Here is a 17,480-nt window from a genome sequence, read left to right as displayed (position 1 = left end):
GACCAACACCCCCTGATCCACCGGCGCGGCCTGATGCTGGTGCTGTCCTCCCCGTCGGGCGCCGGCAAGACCACCATCGCCCGCGGCCTGCTGGAGCGTGATTCCGGCATCACCATGTCGGTGTCGGTGACCACGCGCGCGATGCGCCCCGGCGAGGTCGAGGGGACGGACTATTACTTCATCGACCAGCAGCGCTTCGACCGCATGGCGGAGACCGGCGACCTGCTGGAGCATGCCCGCGTCTTCGGCAACTGCTACGGCACGCCGCGCGTGGCGGTGGAGGATGCGCTGGGCGCCGGCCGCGACGTGCTGTTCGCCATCGACTGGCAGGGCGCGCAGCAGCTGGCGCAGAACGCCCGCGACGATCTGGTCAGCGTCTTCGTCCTGCCGCCGACGGTGAGCGAGCTTGAGCGCCGCCTGCGCGGCCGCGGCCAGGATTCGGAGGAGGTCATCGCCAACCGCATGGCCAAGGCGTCCAACGAGATCAGCCACTGGCCGGAATACGACTACGTCATCGTCAACCACGACGTGGACGAGAGCATTGCCGCGGTGGAGTCGATCCTGCGGGCCGAGCGGCTGCGCCGCCGCCGTCAGGTCGGCCTGCCGGAGTTCGTGCGCAGCATCCAGGACACGCTGTAGTCACTTGATGGGAAACGGCTTCGCCCGGACCTTGATCTCATGGCCGGGCGGGCCGTCGCTGCCGTCCGGCCTCTTGCCGCGGTAATAGCCCTTCTGCCAGCGCTCCTGCGCCGCGGCGCTGCCGGGAGTCTGCAGGTCGGTGTTGAACTGGCTGCGCGAGGCGACCCAGGCACGGTACTGCGCCGCCGTCTCCGGATCGCTGTCGAGATCGCGGACTTCCGGCTCCAGGCTTTCCACCAGTCCGCGCTGCACCGGCATCAGGTGTGCGAAAGGCTCCCCCTTTTCCCAGGTCACCGGCACTCCGGGCGCGGTGAATTTCCAGTTCATGGTGAAGGGATAGGGCGACCAGTCGGTCTCGATGATGCCCGACAGGCCGAGGATCCCGTGCTTGGGGTGGTTCAGCGGCCCGGTGACCATCAGGTTGACTCCCGGCGGCGTCCGGAACAGGGCGGCGACATGGAAGGTCAGCACCCCGCTGCCGAAATGGCTGGCCGGCAGCAGCGGATGCGGTTCGTCGGCGGTGACGGCGATGGCCTCGACCCCGACGCCGCCATCCCAGACCGCCGTCACCCGCACCGGGCAGCAGACCTCCCACCCGTGCATGCTGGCGATGTTCAGCGGCAGGCAACGGTAGCCGTACTGCTCCGGCAGTGCGTCGATCCAGTCGCGCGTCGGGCGCGCCGGGCGGATGTCGGGCATGGCACCCGATAGCGGATAGGCGATCAGAGTCATGGTGCCGATCCTGCCAGACTTCCCCGCGCGGCGTAACCCGGCGGATAGCGATGATCACAACCGATCAATAGCCGATCCGGGTTATCCCTATCTTCGGGTTGGGGATTGCATCAACGCACAATACTCCAGTATGAGAGGCACATTCCATTAGGGATTAATCATTTAGCGGGTCGCAATGAGCCGGGAGGATCCGGCCGTAGGCGAGTCACGCGTGTGGGGTGGAACAGGGTGATGATCGATAAACTTCACAGCATCAAGGCGAAGCTCCTGATCCTTCTGGGGCTGTTCCTCGTCACCATCCTGGTGGCGGGCATCTGGTCCGCGATGTCCAAGCGCGAGACCATGGTCGAGGGATACCGCAACTCGATTCAGGCGGTGGTGCAGACCTCGCTGTCGATCATCAAGTCCTACGACGCACGCGCCGCCAAGGGCGAGTTCAGCCGGGAGGAGGCGCAGACACAGGCCAAGGCCGCGTTGCGCGCGCTCCGCTTCTTCGGCAGCGAATACATGTTCGGCTACGAGTTTGACGGGACCAACGTCTTCCACGGCGTGCGCGCCGATCTGGAAGGCACCCGCAAGCTGGCCGACTTCAAGGACAGCAACGGCGTCCTGGTGATCCGCGGGCTGATCGATTCGGCCAAGGCCAACGACGGCTTCCTGATCTACAACTTCCCCAAGGCCAGCGGCGGCGATCCCGTGCCGAAGCTGGCCTTCGCCGCCATCTACGAGCCGTGGGGCTGGATGATCGGCACCGGCGTCTACATCGACGACGTCGATGCCGCCTTCCGCCGGACGCTGCTTGAGACGCTGGTGGTCACGCTGGTGGCGTCGGTGCTGCTGGGGCTGTTCGGCTTCCGGCTGGTGTCGCGCATCTCCAAGGGGCTGGACGGCATCAGCACCGCCACCGGCCGCATCGCCAAGGGCGACCTCGCCACCCAGGTCGGCGGGACGGAGCGCCGGGACGAGGTGGGCGCTCTCGCCCGCTCGGTCGAGACGCTGCGGCTCAGCGCCGTCGAGGCGGAGGACCTGCGCCGCCGCCATGCCGCCCTGGAGCATGAGGCCGAGCAGGCCCGCCGCGCCACCCTGGCCCGCCTCGCCGACGAGTTCGAGAGCACGGTCGGCGGGCTGGTCCGTTCGGTCGCCGAATCGGCCGGCCGGCTGACCCACACCTCCGGCGCCATGAGCAGCGGGGCGGAGCAGACCACCCGCCTGATGGACGGCGCCGCCCGCGCGGCGGAAACCACCTCGGGCAATGTCCAGGCGGTGGCCGGCGCCACCGAGGAACTGGCCGCCTCGATCCGCGAGATCGCCCAGCAGATCGCCGAATCCACCACCGGCTCCGCCCGCGCGGTGGAGGACGTGCGCCGGACCTATGCGCTGATCGAACAGCTGGACGGCGTCGCCCGGCGCACGGTGGAGGTGGTCGACCTGATCCGCTCCATCGCCGAGCAGACCAACCTGCTGGCGCTGAACGCGACCATCGAGGCCGCCCGCGCCGGCGAGGCCGGCAAGGGCTTCGCCGTCGTCGCCAGCGAGGTGAAGAATCTCGCGAACCAGACCGCCAAGGCCACCGACGACGTGCAGGCGCAGATCGCCGCCATGACCGACGCCACCTCGTCGGTGGTGGAGGCGATGCGCGGGGTCGGCGGCGCCATCGAAACGGTGAACAACGTCGCCTCCAGCATCTCCGCCGCCATCGAGGAGCAGGGCGCCGCCACCCGCGACATCAGCCAGAACGTCAACGAGGCGGCGCAGGGCGTCAGCTCGGTGTCCGACAGCCTGAACCTGGTCTGCAGCCACGCCACCGCCACCGGTCAGGCCTCCACCGAGGTCGCCGCCGCCGCCCGCGCGGTGGGCGAGCGTGCCGACCGCATGCTGACCGAGGTTTCGGCCTTCGTCGCCCGCATCCGCCAGGGCTGAGCCGCCGAAGGGCGCGCGCCCGGGGAGGCGCGCGCCGGATGCAATCCGCGACAATCCGCGCTATGGATTGTGTCCTGCGATCCGCTGCCACACGGGACTTCATGACCTCCCCCTCCCCTCCGCCGCCTGCCGGACGACCACCCGCCGCCGCTGGCTCGACGAGGCGCTCCGCCGCATCGAAGCGGACGTGAACCGGTCCGCCGACACCCATTTGCTGCGGCTGCCGATCCCGTCGGCACCGGGGATCACGCTCTACCTGAAGGACGAGTCGACCCACCCGACGGGCAGCCTGAAGCACCGGCTGGCGCGGTCGCTGTTCCTCTACGCCATCTGCAACGGCTGGGTGCGCGAGGGCACCACGGTGATCGAGGCGTCGTCGGGCTCCACCGCCGTGTCGGAAGCCTATTTCGCCCAGCTGCTCGACCTGCCCTTCGTCGCGGTGGTGCCGCGCAACACCTCCCCGGCCAAGATCGCGCAGATCGAGTTCTACGGCGGCCGCTGCCATATGGTGGAGCGCGCGGCGGAGGTCTGCGCCGAGGCGCAGCGGCTGGCCCAGGCCTGCAACGGCCATTTCATGGACCAGTTCACCTATGCCGAGCGGGCGACCGACTGGCGCGGCAACAACAACATCGCCCAGTCGATCTTCGAACAGCTGGCGCAGGAGCCGCACCCGGTGCCGGACTGGATCGTCTGCGGCGCAGGCACCGGCGGCACCTCCGCCACGTTCGGGCGCTATGTCCGCTATCGCCGGCTGCCGACCCGCATCTGCGTCGCCGATCCGGAGCATTCGGCCTTCTTCGAAGGCTTCCGCGACGACAACCCGAAGGCCGATGTCGGCCGCGGGTCCGGCATCGAAGGCATCGGGCGGCCGACGGTCGAGCCGTCCTTCCAGCCGACGGTGATCGACCGCATGATCCGCGTGCCGGACGCCGCCAGCATCGCCGCCGTCTGGGTGCTGCGCGAGCGGCTGGGCCGGGCCTGCGGCGGCTCCACCGGCACCAATCTGGTCGGTTCGATCCAGCTGATCGCGGAGATGGTGCGGGACGGCCGGCAGGGCAGCGTCGCCACCCTGATCTGCGACCCCGGCGACCGCTATATGGGCACCTACTTCAATCCCGACTGGCTGGCCTCGGCGGGGCTGGACATCGGCCCCTGGCGCGAGCGGATCGACGGCTTCTTCCGCACCGGCGCCTGGAGCGGCGACGGGCTGGAGACCGCGGAGCGGTGACGGAGGGAAACGCGGCGATGACGCGCATGCGGATCCGCATCGACTTCGACAGCGGCGGTTCGATCGGCCCCGGCAAGATCATGCTGCTGGAGCGGATCCGCGAGACCGGCTCCATCTCCGCCGCCGGGCGTGCGCTGAACATGTCCTATCGCCGGGCCTGGCTGCTGGTGGACGACATGAACCGCATCTTCCGCGAGCCGGTGGTCAGCGCCGCGGTGGGCGGCAAGCAGGGCGGCGGCACGGTGCTGACCCCCTTCGGCGAAGAGGTCATCGACCATTACCGCGCCGTCGAGCGCGAAGCCCATGTGGCGACCGCCCACCGGCTGGCGGCGCTGGAGGCCGCGACCGCCCCGGACTATGGCGCGGACAAGCGGGCGGACGACGGCAGCTTCGCCAACGATCCGGGGCTGAAGCCGGGTTGCGGGGCGGAGTGAGGACCGCCCCACCCCTCAGTAATCCCGCTCGTAGGTCAGGCCGAACTGCGTGTCGGAGTTCGCGCCGACCGAGGCGGTGCCCTTCAGGCTCTTGGTGATGTCGATCTCGACTTTCGCGCGGCTCTGGTTGGCGCCGATGCCCTGTTCGACGCCGACATAGACGCGGTCGCTGACATAGCGGCCGGCCTGCACCGCCCCGCCCTTGCCGTTCTCGCCCTGGGTGAAGTCCAGACGGTCGACGCCGAGGCCGCGGCGCACGCGGTCCAGGATGCCGCCGCCCCCGCCGCCGACCCCGGCCAGCGCCGCCGCCGACTGGGCGAGCTGCACCGCCTCCCCCGCGCTCAGGTCGCCCACCGACTTGCCGAACAGCACGCCGGCCAGCACCTCGTCCTGCGGCAGGCCCTGGGGCGAGGTCAGCTCGATCTTCGGCTGGCGGGGGGTGCCGCTGACCACCACCTGCGCGGTGATGCCGTTGGCCGTCGCCTCCGCCAGCAGGTCGAGCCGGGGATCGAGCCCGCCGTCGAAGTCGAAGATGCCGCGCTTGAACTCGAAATTGCGGGCCAGCAGGTTCAGGCTGCCCTTCAGGATGCTGAAGCGGCCGGTCAGCTCGGGCGCCGCGGCGGTGCCGCCGACACGCAGGTTGCCGCCCAGCTCCGCATCCAGCCCGCGGCCGCGCACGAAGATCTGGTTGGGCGCGTTCACCGTCATGTCCAGCGCCAGCACGAACGGGGTGGCGGCGGGCGGCGCCTCCTCCGGCTGAGGAATGCGGCGGGTGCCGCCGGATGTGGAGACCTGGGTGGTGCCGCGGGCGCGGCCCTTGCCGACCTCCGTCACTTTGAGGTCGACGACGCTGGCGGGCATGCGGTCGGGGATCTGGATCTCGGCACGGCGGATATCGACCGGCCCGGCCAGCCGCGCATTGGCGAAGCCGCCGGTCAGCGTCAGGTTCGCCCCGATCTCCGCCGTGGCGAGGTCGATCTCCACCAGCCGGGCATTGTCGGCCTTCAGCGCGATGTCCAGCTGCCGGTCGGCCGGGGCCGCCGGACGGATGACGCCGCTGGCGCTGATGGCGCCGCCGTTGCGGGTGCGCCCCTGGAAGCTCTGGATGGTGAAGACGTCGCCGTCGCCGACCAGACGCGCCTGGATGTTGCTGATGACGGCGCCCGACGCCCGGTTCTCGTAGCGCCCGTTCGCCAGCACGACGGAGCCGCCGAGCGACGGCTTCTCCACCGTGCCGCCGGCCCGCACGTCGAGCTGCAGCGACCCGCGCGCCCGGTCGCCCGACGATGCCAGGATGTCGTTCACCAGCGACAGATCGAGCGTGCCGTTGACCGCCGCCTCCAGCGCGCCGTTCGACGGCAGGCTGACGGCATAGCTGTCGGGGTCCATCACCAGCGGCACGGCGGCGTTGGCGGTCAGGGTGCCGGCATTCTTCGGCATGGCGATTCGGCCGGTCATCGACAGCCGGCGGTCGCGCCACTGGGCGTCCAGATTGGCGTCGATGCCCGGCAGGCCGGCCTGGGTCGTCTGCTGCGCCTTCAGCCCGCTGACCCGCAGGGTGGCATCGGCCCGCGGGCTGCGCAGGGTGCCGCCCAGCGAGGCGCGCGCGTTGGCGACGCCATCCAGCCGCAGGGTCGGGCTGGCGAGCTTCGCCAGGGCGAGCGGCAGCCTGTCGATGGTCAGTTCGCCGCTCAGCCGGTCGCCGTTCAGGCCGAGGTCGGCGGCCAGCCGGGCATTGCCCGACGCCAGCCGCAGCTCCCTCACCTCATAGCGGCGCTCGGCCAGCAGGATGGTGGCGGGGGCGGTCATCCGCAGTTCCTCCCCGGCATAGCGCGCCTGGAGGCGGTCGAGCCGGATGCGCGTCGCCTCCCCCTCCCGCGTCAGGTTGCCGACGAGGTCGAGGGCGACCGGCTGGGCGCCCGCTCCCGCGGCATTGGCCTGGAAGGACGCCTTGGCCAGCGACCCGTCGACCGAGGCGGTGACGCTGCGCAGGTCGTTGCCGGCGGCGTTGCCGTCGGTCATCTCCACCCGCGCCTTGCCGCTGGGGGTGCCGAGCGCATCGGCGACATCGGCCCGCGCGGTCAGGCGTCGGGCGGTCAGCAGCGGACCACCTTCACCCTCCACCCGCAGGTTGGTGGCGTCGGCGGTCAAATTGGCCGCCTGCTTGCCGCCCTTGCCGTCGAGCGCCAGCGCGAAGGTCGCCCCGCCGCCGAGCGGCATGCCCGCCAGTTCCGACAGGCCGTTCAGGTTGGGCAGTGCGCCCTCCAGCCGCCCGGTGGCAAGCAGGGTGTCGAGCGCCACCTGGGCCTGACCGGTGATGCGGTTGGTCCCGCTGGCGACGGTCAGCCCGTCCAACCGCAGGGTCTGCTCGCGCAGCGCATAGCGCCCGTCGAGCGCCAGCGGCGTCTTGTCGAGATTGGTGCGGGCGGACACCGTGCCGTTCGGCGTCGCCGGCAGGCCGGCCGCCGTGGCCTGCACCTCCGTAGCGCCCAGACGGCGGCCCTGGACCACGAGGTCACGTGCATTCAGTTTCGCCTGCGCCTCGATGGCGTCCATCGGGCCACGGGCGGTGGCCTCCAGCGTCGCGGAGCCCGCCATCGGCGTGCCGAGCGCGCTGCCCAGCGGCTCCAGCTTCGCCACCGTCAGGGTGGTGCGGGCATCGACCCGGTTGTCCGCCAATGCGGCGTTGCCGGTCAGCTTGCCATTGCGGCCGTCCACCGTCAGGTCGGTCAGCCGCATGGCGCCGTCCGGTTCCATCCGCGCCGCCAGCGCCAGCGTCGCCTTGTCACCCAGCACCGCGTCGGCCGGGGTGCCGGTGGCGAGACGGTCGAGGCTGCCGGTCAGCTCCGCGGTCAGCAGGCCGTCGGCAGCGCGGCGCACCGGTCCGGACAGTGCCACCGCCCCGGCCAGCGGCCGGCCGGCGAGGTCCGAGAGCGGGGCGAGGTCGTCGGCACTGGCGGACAGGGTGAGGTCGGCGGTCTGGCCCCAGCCGCCGACGGTCCCCTTCGCCTCCGCCCGCGCCGCGGCGGCGGTCAGCGCCAGCGTTTCCAGGCCGACCTGTCCGCTGCCGACGTCGATCCGGGCGCGGGCGGCCAGCGTCGTTTCCGGCCCGGTCAGGCGGGACAGCGTCGGATCGTCGGCGGCGAGGTCGCGCAGCGTGGCGTTGACCGCGACATTCAGCGCGTTCAGCGCGCCTTCGGCGGAACCCTCCACCACGCCCTCACGCCAGGAGAGCGGCACCAGCGGGTGCAGGGTGGAGTCCGGGCCGGCCTGCAGGGTCCAGCGCAGGTTCAGGCTGTTGTAGTCGGCGGCGATGTCGCCGTTCACCGTCGCGGTCGCGGCGGCGACGGTCAGGTCCAGCGGGCGGACGGTGATGGCGCCGGTCGGCGCCCGCAGCACGCTGGCGTTCAGGGTCGGGGTCGGGCCGATCAGCGGCGTCACCGTGTCGCCCGCCAGCCCGGCGATCAGCGGGGCGAAGTTGCCGCCGGCCGCCAGCGTCAGGGCATGGCCTTCCGGCCCCTTCCGGATGGTGGCATCGGCGTTCAGGACGCCGACAGGCGCCGCCGCGTCGCCGGCCAGGGCGGTCAGCTTGCCGGTCCAGTCATCCAGCGTGCCGTCGCCCTTCAGCGTCACCTGGACCGGCGGCAGGCCGGGCATCGACAGCGCGCGGGCCATGACGCCGCCGGCCGGTTCCGACGCGTCGAGCGAGAGGTTCAGCGTGTTCTCGTCCGGCTTGAAAGCCGCGACCAGATCGGCCTTGCCCGGCTTGTCGTCGATGCGCGCCACCGACAGGTTGGCGTTCAGCGCCCCGCCGCTGTGCTCCAGCAGCAAGGCGCCTTCTATGCGCAGCACCGCCTGTTCGCCCAGCAGCGCCGGCGCCAGTTCCAGCCGCTCCACCACCAGCTTCTTCAGGTCGACGTCCACCGGCAGGCTGGGCAGCAGCGGGGCGTTCGGGTCGGAGGGTGCGGCCGGCTGGGTGCTGATCGGAGCGCGGGTGACGACGACGGACTCCGCCTCCAGGGCGTCGATCTTGGCGCTGCGCAGGAACAGTGCGGAGGGCGACAGAACCACATGCAGCCGGTTGATCGTCAGCCAGACGCCCTGGCTGTCGGACAGGGTGACGGTGGCGATGGTGAAGTCGGTGGGAAAGCCGCCCTCGATGGCGCCGAGCTTCAGATGCATGTCGGGCGACTCGACGGCGCCTTCGATCTTCTCCGTCAGCCACTCGCGGGTGGAGTCGCCGAACAGCGAGAAGGCCCTTGCGGGCTGCGGACCGGCCAGCAGGCCGGCCAGGATCGTCAGACCGACCAGAAGAATGCGAACCGCCGTCACACCACGCCCTTTCACCAGCAGGACCAACTTTGTCTCAACCGCTATAAACGGTCATCGTCACGAAAGATCGGGACGATTTTGCGTCATCCGCTTCAAGCCCTCTCCCGCCTCTCGCACAAACTTCGTTTGTGCTGACGGCGTCAGGCGGATCGAAGATCCGCTGAGAGCCCCGGGAGAGGGAGGGGACCCGCGCCGGAGGCGTGGGGAGGGTGAGGGGTAGGCCAAGAATCCCGAAGCGCATGGCTCCGTGCCTCTCCCCTCACCCTTCCCTCTCCCGGGGCGGGAGAGGGAGATTCAGAACGCCTGCCCCAGGCTGAGATACAGCTGCCAGCGCGCGTCGCCGCTCGCCGGGTTCAGGGGGACGCCGACATCCACGCGCAGGGGACCGAAGTCGGTGTAATAGCGCAGGCCGAGGCCGGCGCCGACGCGCAGCGGCTCGCTGAAGTCGGGATAGGCCGAATCATAGACCGTGCCGGCATCGACGAAGGGAACGACGCCGATGCTCTCCGTCACCTTGATGCGCAGCTCCGCCCCGATCTCGAACAGCGACCGGCCGCCGACGGGATCGTCGTAGCGGTCGCGCGGCCCCGCCTTCTGGAAGCCGTAGCCGCGCACCGACCCGCCGCCGCCGGCATAGAAGCGGTGGTCGGGCGGGATGTCGGTCAGCGAGGTGCCCAGGATGCTGCCCAGCCCGATCCTAGCCGCGGCGACATAGCGCCCGTCGTTGCCGAGGTCGTAATAGGTGGAGCCGTTGAGCAGGATCGAGGTGAAGGGCGACTTGGTGTCGCCGCCGACCGGGAACCACGGCGTCACCTGCAGCGAGGCCCGCTGTCCGGAGGTGGGGTTCAGCAGATTGTCGGTGCCGTTCCAGGCCGCCCCCAGCGGCACGCCGATGAAGGAGGTCTGGTAGGTGGTGTCCTCCGTCCGCACCCGGCCACGCTCGCCGGTGACGCCGTAGCTGACGGTCAGCTGGTCGCTCAGCGGCCGTTCGAGCTTCACCGTCAGTTCCGACGCGACGCGGCTGTAGGCCGGCGGCTGGTCGTTGACCACGGCGAAATTGACCACCAGCGACTGCTTCACCGCCAGGAAGTCGGGCTTGCGGAAATTGACGCTGAAGCGCAGGTCGGGCAGGTCGTTGCCCTTGCTGGAGGTGCCGCCGCTCGACCCGGCGACACGGCCGACATCGACGCCGACGCGCAGCTGCTCCGCCCCGCCGAACAGGTTGCGGTGACCCCAATAGGCGTTGGCGCCCAGCCCGTCCTCGGTCGAGAAGGTGACGCCGCCGCCGATGAAGCGGCGCTTGCGCTCGCCCACCGTGACGATCACCGGCGTGACGCCGTCCGGCCCCGGCTCGTCCGCCATCCGCACGCGCACGGTGTCGAAGACCTGCAAGGCCGCGATGTCCTGCCGCGCCCGGTCGGTGGCGCCGGGATCGTAGACCTGCCCCTCCTTCCAGGCCAGCCGCCCGCGCACCAGATCCTCGTCGACCCGCTCCAGCCCCTCGATCCGGGTGGCGCCGTAGCGGGTCAGCGGACCGGGATCGATGGTATAGGCGACGTCCATCGTCCGGTCGGAATGGTCAACCACCACCTCGCGGTCGGCGGCCCTGGCAAAGGCGTAGCCGCGGCGGGCAAGCCGGGCCACCACCTCCGATTCGGCGTCCAGCACCTTCTGCGCCACCGCCGGCGACCCGGCGGCGAGGCCGAGATCGTCGGTCGCCACCTCCCCCGGCAGGGTTGAGCTGCCGGAGGCGTTGGCGGCGCCGCGCACCGTCACCGTCTTGATGCGGTAGAGCGGCCCCGGCGTCACCGCGACCGTCACCTTGACCGGCGGCGCCTCCCCGCCCGCGGGCAGGGTGCCGGCGGCCGCCGGATCCTCGATGCGGATGTCCAGCCGCGCGTCGTAATAGCCGGCGGAGCGGAGCGCCGTCTGCAGGCGGTCGCGGTCGCTGTCGGCACGCCGTTCCAGCCCGATCAGCGACGGCGGCGCGTCGCCCTTCAGCTCCACCAGCGTCGAGGCGTCGTTCAGCGTGCCGCGCAGCCCGTCATCCTCGACGCCGGTGATCTCGACGTCGTAGCGGATGCCGGCCGGCCGCACCTCTTCCTCCGCCGGGGCATCCGGCGCGGGGGCTGGCTGGGCGCCGGGAATGCCGTCGGCCGGCGAATCCTGGGCGCGGCCGGGGCCGGACGGCCCAAGCAGCAGCAGGGCGGCGACCAGCGGAACGGCGACGGGGGCCTTGAAGGGCGCGGCTGCAATCCGGGTTGCGGCGGCCATCCTGCGGCGGGAAGCGGAAGCGAAGCGGATCATCGCCCACAATGTAGGCTGCGACCGCGCATGGCTCCATCCCGGAAATTGGCGTTAGGCCAAAGGGCACGGCGCTTGCGTTTTTCCCGAGGATCCATATATTGCGCCGCAACAGTTTCCCCGACAGCGCCCACGGATGAATGTTCGTTGGGCCTTTTTGTTGTTTGTGGCATGACGCTGCTGCGTGTCGGGGGTGCCCTTGCGAGACCGAAGGCTCCATGAATCTCCGTAACGTCGCCATCATCGCCCACGTCGACCACGGCAAGACCACGCTGGTCGACCAACTTCTCAAGCAGGCCGGCTCGTTCCGCGAGAACCAGCAGGTCGCCGAACGCGCCATGGACTCCAACGACCTGGAGCGCGAGCGCGGCATCACCATCCTGGCCAAATGCACGTCGGTCCTGTGGAACGACCTGCGCATCAACATCGTCGACACCCCCGGCCACGCCGATTTCGGCGGCGAGGTGGAGCGCATCCTCTCCATGGTCGACGGCGTCGTCCTGCTCTGCGACGCGGCCGAAGGCCCGCTGCCGCAGACCAAGTTCGTGCTGGGCAAGGCGCTGAAGCTGGGCCTGCGCCCGATCGTCGTCATCAACAAGGTGGACCGTCCCGACGGCCGTCCGCACGAGGTGCATGACGAGGTGTTCGACCTGTTCGCCTCGCTCGACGCCTCCAACGAGCAGCTGGACTTCCCGACCCTGTTCGCCTCGGGCCGCAACGGCTGGGCGACCACGGACCTGGAGAACGGCGCCCGCGAGACGCTGACCCCGCTGTTCGAGCTGATCCGCGACCATGTCCCGGCCCCGAAGGTCGAGGAGAACCTGCCCTTCAGCATGCTGGCGACCACGCTGGAAGCGAACCCGTATCTGGGCCGCATCCTGACCGGCCGCATCCTGACCGGCTCGGTGAAGGTCAACATGGCCGTCAAGTCGATGAGCCGCGACGGCAAGCTGGTCGAGAACGCCCGCATCAGCAAGGTGCTGGCCTTCCGCGGCCTGGAGCGCGTTCCGGTGGACGAGGCGCATGCCGGCGACATCGTGGCGCTGGCCGGCCTGACCAACACCACCGTGGCCGACACCATCTGCGCGCCGGAAGTGGCCGAGCCGCTGGCCGCCCAGCCCATCGACCCGCCGACCCTGGCGATGACCTTCTCGGTCAACGACAGCCCGCTGGCCGGCCGCGAGGGCGACAAGGTCACCAGCCGCATGATCCGCGACCGCCTGATGCGCGAGGCCGAGGGGAACGTGGCGCTCCGCGTCACCGACACCGAGGGCGGCGACGCCTTCGAGGTGGCCGGCCGCGGCGAACTGCAGCTGGGCATCCTGATCGAGACCATGCGCCGCGAGGGCTATGAGCTGGCGATCAGCCGTCCGCGCGTGCTGTTCAAGACCGACCCGCTGAACGGCCAGCGCCTGGAGCCGATCGAGGAAGTCGTCGTCGACGTCGACGAGGAGTTCTCGGGCACCGTCGTCCAGAAGATGGCGGAGCGCAAGGCCGACCTGATCGAGATGCGTCCCAGCGGCGGCGACAAGACCCGCATCGTCTTCCACGCCCCGTCGCGTGGCCTGATCGGCTACCAGAGCGAGTTCCTGACGGACACCCGCGGCACCGGCATCATGAACCGCCTGTTCCACGGCTACGCCCCGTTCAAGGGCGCCATCGCGGCTCGCCGCACCGGCGTGCTGATCTCCAACAGCGACGGCACCGCGGTGGCCTATGCGCTGTGGAACCTTGAGGATCGCGGCCCGATGCTGATCGATCCGGGCGTTCCGGTCTATCAGGGCATGATCATCGGCGAGCACACCCGCGGCAATGACCTGGAAGTCAACGTCATCAAGGGCAAGCAGCTGACGAACATCCGCACCACCAGCAAGGACGAGGCGGTCCGCCTGACTCCGCCGATCCAGATGACCCTGGAAAAGGCGCTGTCCTACATCTCCGACGACGAGCTGGTGGAGGTGACGCCGAAGTCCATCCGCCTGCGCAAGCGCTACCTCGACCCGAACGAGCGCAAGCGCCACCAGCGCGCCGCCGAGGCGAGCTGATAGGGGTTGGCTTTTTAGGGTAGAGTATCTGTATCGGTTGCCCCCACCCCGGCCCTCCCCGCTGGGCGGGGAGGGAGTCTGTCGCATAGCGGCGGAGTTCCCTCCCCTGCGAAGCGGGGGAGGGTTAGGGTGGGGGCAATGCCTTGACTGCCCCCGACATCCTTCCGACAGCGAGGACACCCCCGCATGGCGATGGCGACCGACGCGAAGTCTTCCGGCTCCCCGTCCTTATCCCCTCGCCGCCTTTGGTCGCGGGTCGGTCCGACCGGGCTGTTCGCCCTGCTTCTCGCACTGCTGATCGCCCTGCCGATCCTCGCCGTCTTCGTTCAGGCGGCCGGCGTCTCCACCGACCTGTGGGGGCACATGGCGCGGACGGTGCTTCCCGGCTATATCATCAACACCCTGATCCTGCTGGGCATCGTCGGCGTGGTCACGCTGGTGACCGGCGTCGCCTGCGCCTGGACCGTCACCATGCACGATTTCCGCGGACGCGGGGTCATGCAATGGCTGCTGCTGCTGCCGCTGGCCATGCCGGCCTATGTGCTGGCCTACACCTACACCGACTTCCTGCAATTCGCCGGGCCGCTGCAGTCCTTCCTGCGCGCCACCTTCGGCTGGCGCCGCGGCGACTACTGGTTTCCGGACATCCACACCGCCTGGGGCGCCGGGCTGGTGCTGTCGTCGGTGCTGTACCCCTACGTCTATGTGCTGACCCGCGCCGCCTTCCTGGAACAGTCGGTCTGTGTGCTGGAAGCCAGCCGCACGCTCGGCTGCACCCAGTTCGGCGCCTTCCGCCGCGTGGCGCTGCCGCTGGCGCGCCCGGCGCTGGTGGCCGGCGTCGGCTATGCGCTGATGGAGACGCTGGCCGATTTCGGCGCGGTCCGCTATTTCGGCATCGACACCTTCACCGTCGGCATCTACCGCACCTGGTTCGCGCTGGGCGACCCGGCCGCGGCGGCGCAGCTGGCCGCCGTCCTGCTGCTGGTGGTGCTGGCGCTGGTCGGGCTGGAGCGGCTGTCGCGCGGCAGGATGCGCTTCCACCAGACCACCGGCCGTTACCGCGCCCTGCCCGCCCCGCGCCTGTCGGCCCGCGGCACGGTGGTGGCCTGGATCGTCTGCCTGACGCCAGTGCTGTTCGGCTTCCTGCTGCCGGGCGCGGTGCTGATCCGCATGATCCTGCGCGGCGGCACCGAGCTGACGCTCGCCCGTTTCACCGACCTGACGGTCAACACCTTCATCCTCGGCGCCAGCGGGGCCGCGCTGGTCGTCGTCGTGGCGCTGATGGTGATCCATGGTGTGCGCCACGACCGCAGCGGGCTTGCCACCGGCGCCGCCCGCCTCGCCTCGCTCGGCTATGCCACGCCGGGCACGGTGATCGCGGTGGGCATCCTCATCACCGTCGGGCTGACCCGCGACTGGACCGGCTGGCCGGTCGGCGCCATTCTCGGCGCCACCATCGCCGGCATCCTCTACGGCTATCTGATCCGCTTCTTCGTGGTGGCCTATGGGCCGCTCGAATCCGGCTTCGCCAAGATCGGCCCGAACCTGGAGGGGGCGGCGCGCTCGCTCGGCCATACGCCGCTGCAGGTGCTGCGCCGGGTGCATCTGCCGCTGCTGCGCCCCAGCCTGCTGAGCGCCGCCATGCTGGTGTTCGTGGACATCACCAAGGAGCTGCCGGCGACGATGATCCTGCGGCCCTTCAACTTCGACACGCTGGCGATCGAGGCCTTCCGCATGGCCTCCACCGAACGGCTGGACGACGCCGCCCTGCCCGCCCTGGTGATCGTGCTGGTCGGCCTCGCCCCGGTCATCTATCTGAGCCGCACCATCGCCTCGTCGCGCCCCGGCCATCGCGGGTAGCGGCGGCTCACGCCTCGTTCCGGCTTTCCACCCTTTCCTCCCGCGCCTGCTCCGGCCGTTGCGGTTCCGCCCCTGCTTGCGCCGCCGGCCTTGGCGCGCCCAGCCGGCGGGCGCGCAGTCTCTCGCGCTCCTTCCAGCGGCGGAAGGCATGCTCATTCCACCAGCCGCGCAGCCGGCTGCCCAGGACGGTGATGCGCTGGTAGAGCGGCCGGCGCCGGCTGGTGACGCGCACCGGCTCCAGCGCCAGCCCGACCGAGGTGATGGTGTCCTCGTCCATGTCGCGCACGATCAGTTCGACGCCGCCCATCCGCACCCGGTCGCCCAGTTCGCAGGAGCCGCCGAACTCGTTGCGCAGCAGGTCGCTCAGCGTCAGCCGGGCGTTGGACAGCGACAGCGGCAGGCCGTACATCTCGGCAATCTGCTCCACCGTCGCGTCGGGGCTCAGCACCAGATCGCCGTAGAACTCGCGATCGGACTGGTCGAGCGCCCGGCTGCCGCCATAGAGCTTGTCGATCAGCGGCAGCCGGTGCTGCGGCGTGAACAGATAGACATGGTCGCCGGGCTGCAGCGGCTTGGCCTTGTGGAGCGGAACCACGGCGCCGGAACGGATGACCAGCGACGGCTTAGCCCAGCGCGGCATGCGCTGCCCCCGCGCCGCCGGGCTTTTGCCATGGACGGTGTAGGCGACCAGCTCCTGGTCGGCATTGCCGGGAAGCTCCAGCTCCACGCGCTCGACGGGACCACGGCGAGGCGGGACGATCAGCTCCAGCGCGCGGGCCATGCTGCCGATGGTCCAGCCCTGCACCAGCAGCGAGACGACCACGACGACGAAGGCGGTGTTGAAGATCAGCTGCCCGTTCTCCAGCCCGCCCAGCACCGGGACCAGCGCCAGCAGCAGCGAGACGGCGCCGCGCAGGCCGACCCAGGCGATGAAGCTGGTCTCCCGCACCGAGAAGCGGAAGGGCAGCAGGCACATCCACACCGCCAGCGGCCGGGCGACGACGATCAGCACCAGCGCCACTCCCAGCGCCGGCAGCAACATGTCCGCGAATTGCCGCGGGGTGGCGAGCAGGCCCAGCATGACGAACATGACGATCTGGCTGAGCCAGGTCAGACCGGAATGGAAGCGCCGCAGTTCCAGCGCCCCGCGCAGCTTGACGTTCCCGGCATAGAGCCCGGCGGCATAGACGGCGAGATAGCCGCTGCCGCCCATCACGTTGGTGGCAGCGAAGATGAACAGGGCGAAGGTCAGCGTCACCACCGGGTTCAGCCCGGTCTCGAAATTCGCCTTGTTGATGAAGGCCACCAGCAGCCAGCCGCCGGCCAGCCCCATCGCCCCGCCCAGCGCAAAGGCCAGCACCAGTTCGCCGACGATGGCCGCGGGCGAGGCCAGACCGTGGGTCACCGCCTCCACCAGCAGGATGGTCAGCATGATGGCGACCGGGTCGTTGCTGCCCGATTCGATCTCCAGCGTCGAGCGCACGCGGTCGCGCAAGGTGATGCCGCCGACGCGCAGCAGGAAGAACACTGCCGCCGCGTCGGTGGAGCTGCAGGCGGCGCCGACCAGCAGCGCCTCCCCCCATCCCAGATTCATCAGGTAATGGGCGGCCACCCCGACCACGCCGGTGGTGACCGCGACGCCGACCGTCGCCAGCGTCATCGCCGGCCAGGCGGCGGCCTTGTAGCTGGCGAGCTTGGTGTCGAAGCCGCTTTCGAACAGGATCACCGCCAGCGCCATCGACCCGATCAGGAAGGCGGAGCCGGCATCGTTGAAGGCGATCCGGCCGATTCCGTCCTCCCCCGCCAGCAGGCCGATGCCGAGGAAGATCAGAAGCAGCGGGGCGCCGATCTGCAAGGCGAGGTAGCTGGTCAGCACGCTGGCGATCAGCAGCGTGGACCCGATGAGAATGATGTAGCTGACCGCCTCCATAAGCCCCACACGCCGTTGGCATCAGGCCGCCCTGTGGCGGAACTCCTTGATTTTGA

10 protein-coding genes are annotated in these 17,480 nt (G+C 70.3%); 6 read left to right on the top strand and 4 right to left on the bottom strand.

The features are described from left to right. The first annotated feature begins 33 nt into the window (after positions 1–33). The gene (gene gmk, locus AB8P05_RS01110) at positions 34–639 is read left to right on the top strand and encodes a guanylate kinase (RefSeq protein ID WP_472758472.1); all 606 of its coding nucleotides are present in this window, start codon (positions 34–36) and stop codon (positions 637–639) included. Here gmk and AB8P05_RS01105 read toward each other — a convergent pair whose 3' ends face one another. Further along, a complete protein-coding gene (locus tag AB8P05_RS01105; RefSeq protein WP_472758471.1) occupies positions 640–1,371 on the bottom strand; it encodes a DUF6065 family protein in 732 nt (243 codons plus the stop codon). Between the two features lie 231 nt (positions 1,372–1,602). Here AB8P05_RS01105 and AB8P05_RS01100 point away from each other — a divergent pair, with 231 nt between their 5' ends. The 3 genes from AB8P05_RS01100 to AB8P05_RS01090 all read left to right on the top strand — a co-directional run bounded on the left by AB8P05_RS01100 (position 1,603) and on the right by AB8P05_RS01090 (position 4,953). After that, on the top strand, positions 1,603–3,291 hold the full coding sequence (locus AB8P05_RS01100) for a methyl-accepting chemotaxis protein (RefSeq protein WP_472758470.1): 1,689 nt from the start codon (positions 1,603–1,605) through the stop codon (positions 3,289–3,291). A 187-nt stretch (positions 3,292–3,478) separates the two neighbouring features. Continuing rightward, positions 3,479–4,519, top strand: coding sequence for a PLP-dependent cysteine synthase family protein (locus AB8P05_RS01095; protein ID WP_472758469.1), 1,041 nt, complete (start codon positions 3,479–3,481; stop codon positions 4,517–4,519). Between the two features lie 17 nt (positions 4,520–4,536). Beyond that, positions 4,537–4,953, top strand: coding sequence for a winged helix-turn-helix domain-containing protein (locus AB8P05_RS01090; protein ID WP_455171477.1), 417 nt, complete (start codon positions 4,537–4,539; stop codon positions 4,951–4,953). 15 nt (positions 4,954–4,968) lie between these two features. On the opposite strand, the gene AB8P05_RS01085 is transcribed toward AB8P05_RS01090, so the two are convergent. Beyond that, positions 4,969–9,285, bottom strand: coding sequence for a translocation/assembly module TamB domain-containing protein (locus AB8P05_RS01085; RefSeq protein ID WP_472758468.1), 4,317 nt, complete (start codon positions 9,283–9,285; stop codon positions 4,969–4,971). A gap of 294 nt (positions 9,286–9,579) precedes the next feature. Further along, entirely contained in the window at positions 9,580–11,559 is a 1,980-nt protein-coding gene (locus AB8P05_RS01080; RefSeq protein ID WP_472758467.1) for an autotransporter assembly complex protein TamA, read from the bottom strand. 248 nt (positions 11,560–11,807) lie between these two features. On the opposite strand from AB8P05_RS01080, the gene typA reads away from it, so the two are divergent. Beyond that, on the top strand, positions 11,808–13,634 hold the full coding sequence (typA, locus tag AB8P05_RS01075; protein ID WP_472758466.1) for a translational GTPase TypA: 1,827 nt from the start codon (positions 11,808–11,810) through the stop codon (positions 13,632–13,634). A gap of 186 nt (positions 13,635–13,820) precedes the next feature. Further along, positions 13,821–15,494, top strand: coding sequence for an ABC transporter permease (locus AB8P05_RS01070; protein ID WP_472758465.1), 1,674 nt, complete (start codon positions 13,821–13,823; stop codon positions 15,492–15,494). A 7-nt stretch (positions 15,495–15,501) separates the two neighbouring features. Here the strand turns inward: AB8P05_RS01070 and AB8P05_RS01065 are convergent, their stop codons facing one another. Beyond that, a complete protein-coding gene (locus AB8P05_RS01065) occupies positions 15,502–17,424 on the bottom strand; it encodes a potassium/proton antiporter (protein WP_472758464.1) in 1,923 nt (640 codons plus the stop codon). Between the last annotated feature and the right edge of the window lie 56 nt (positions 17,425–17,480).

It is taken from the genome of Azospirillum sp. VT-I1 (genome assembly GCF_055698305.1).
Note: the sequence above shows the minus strand (reverse complement) of the source record. Positions and strands in the feature narration are given on the sequence as shown.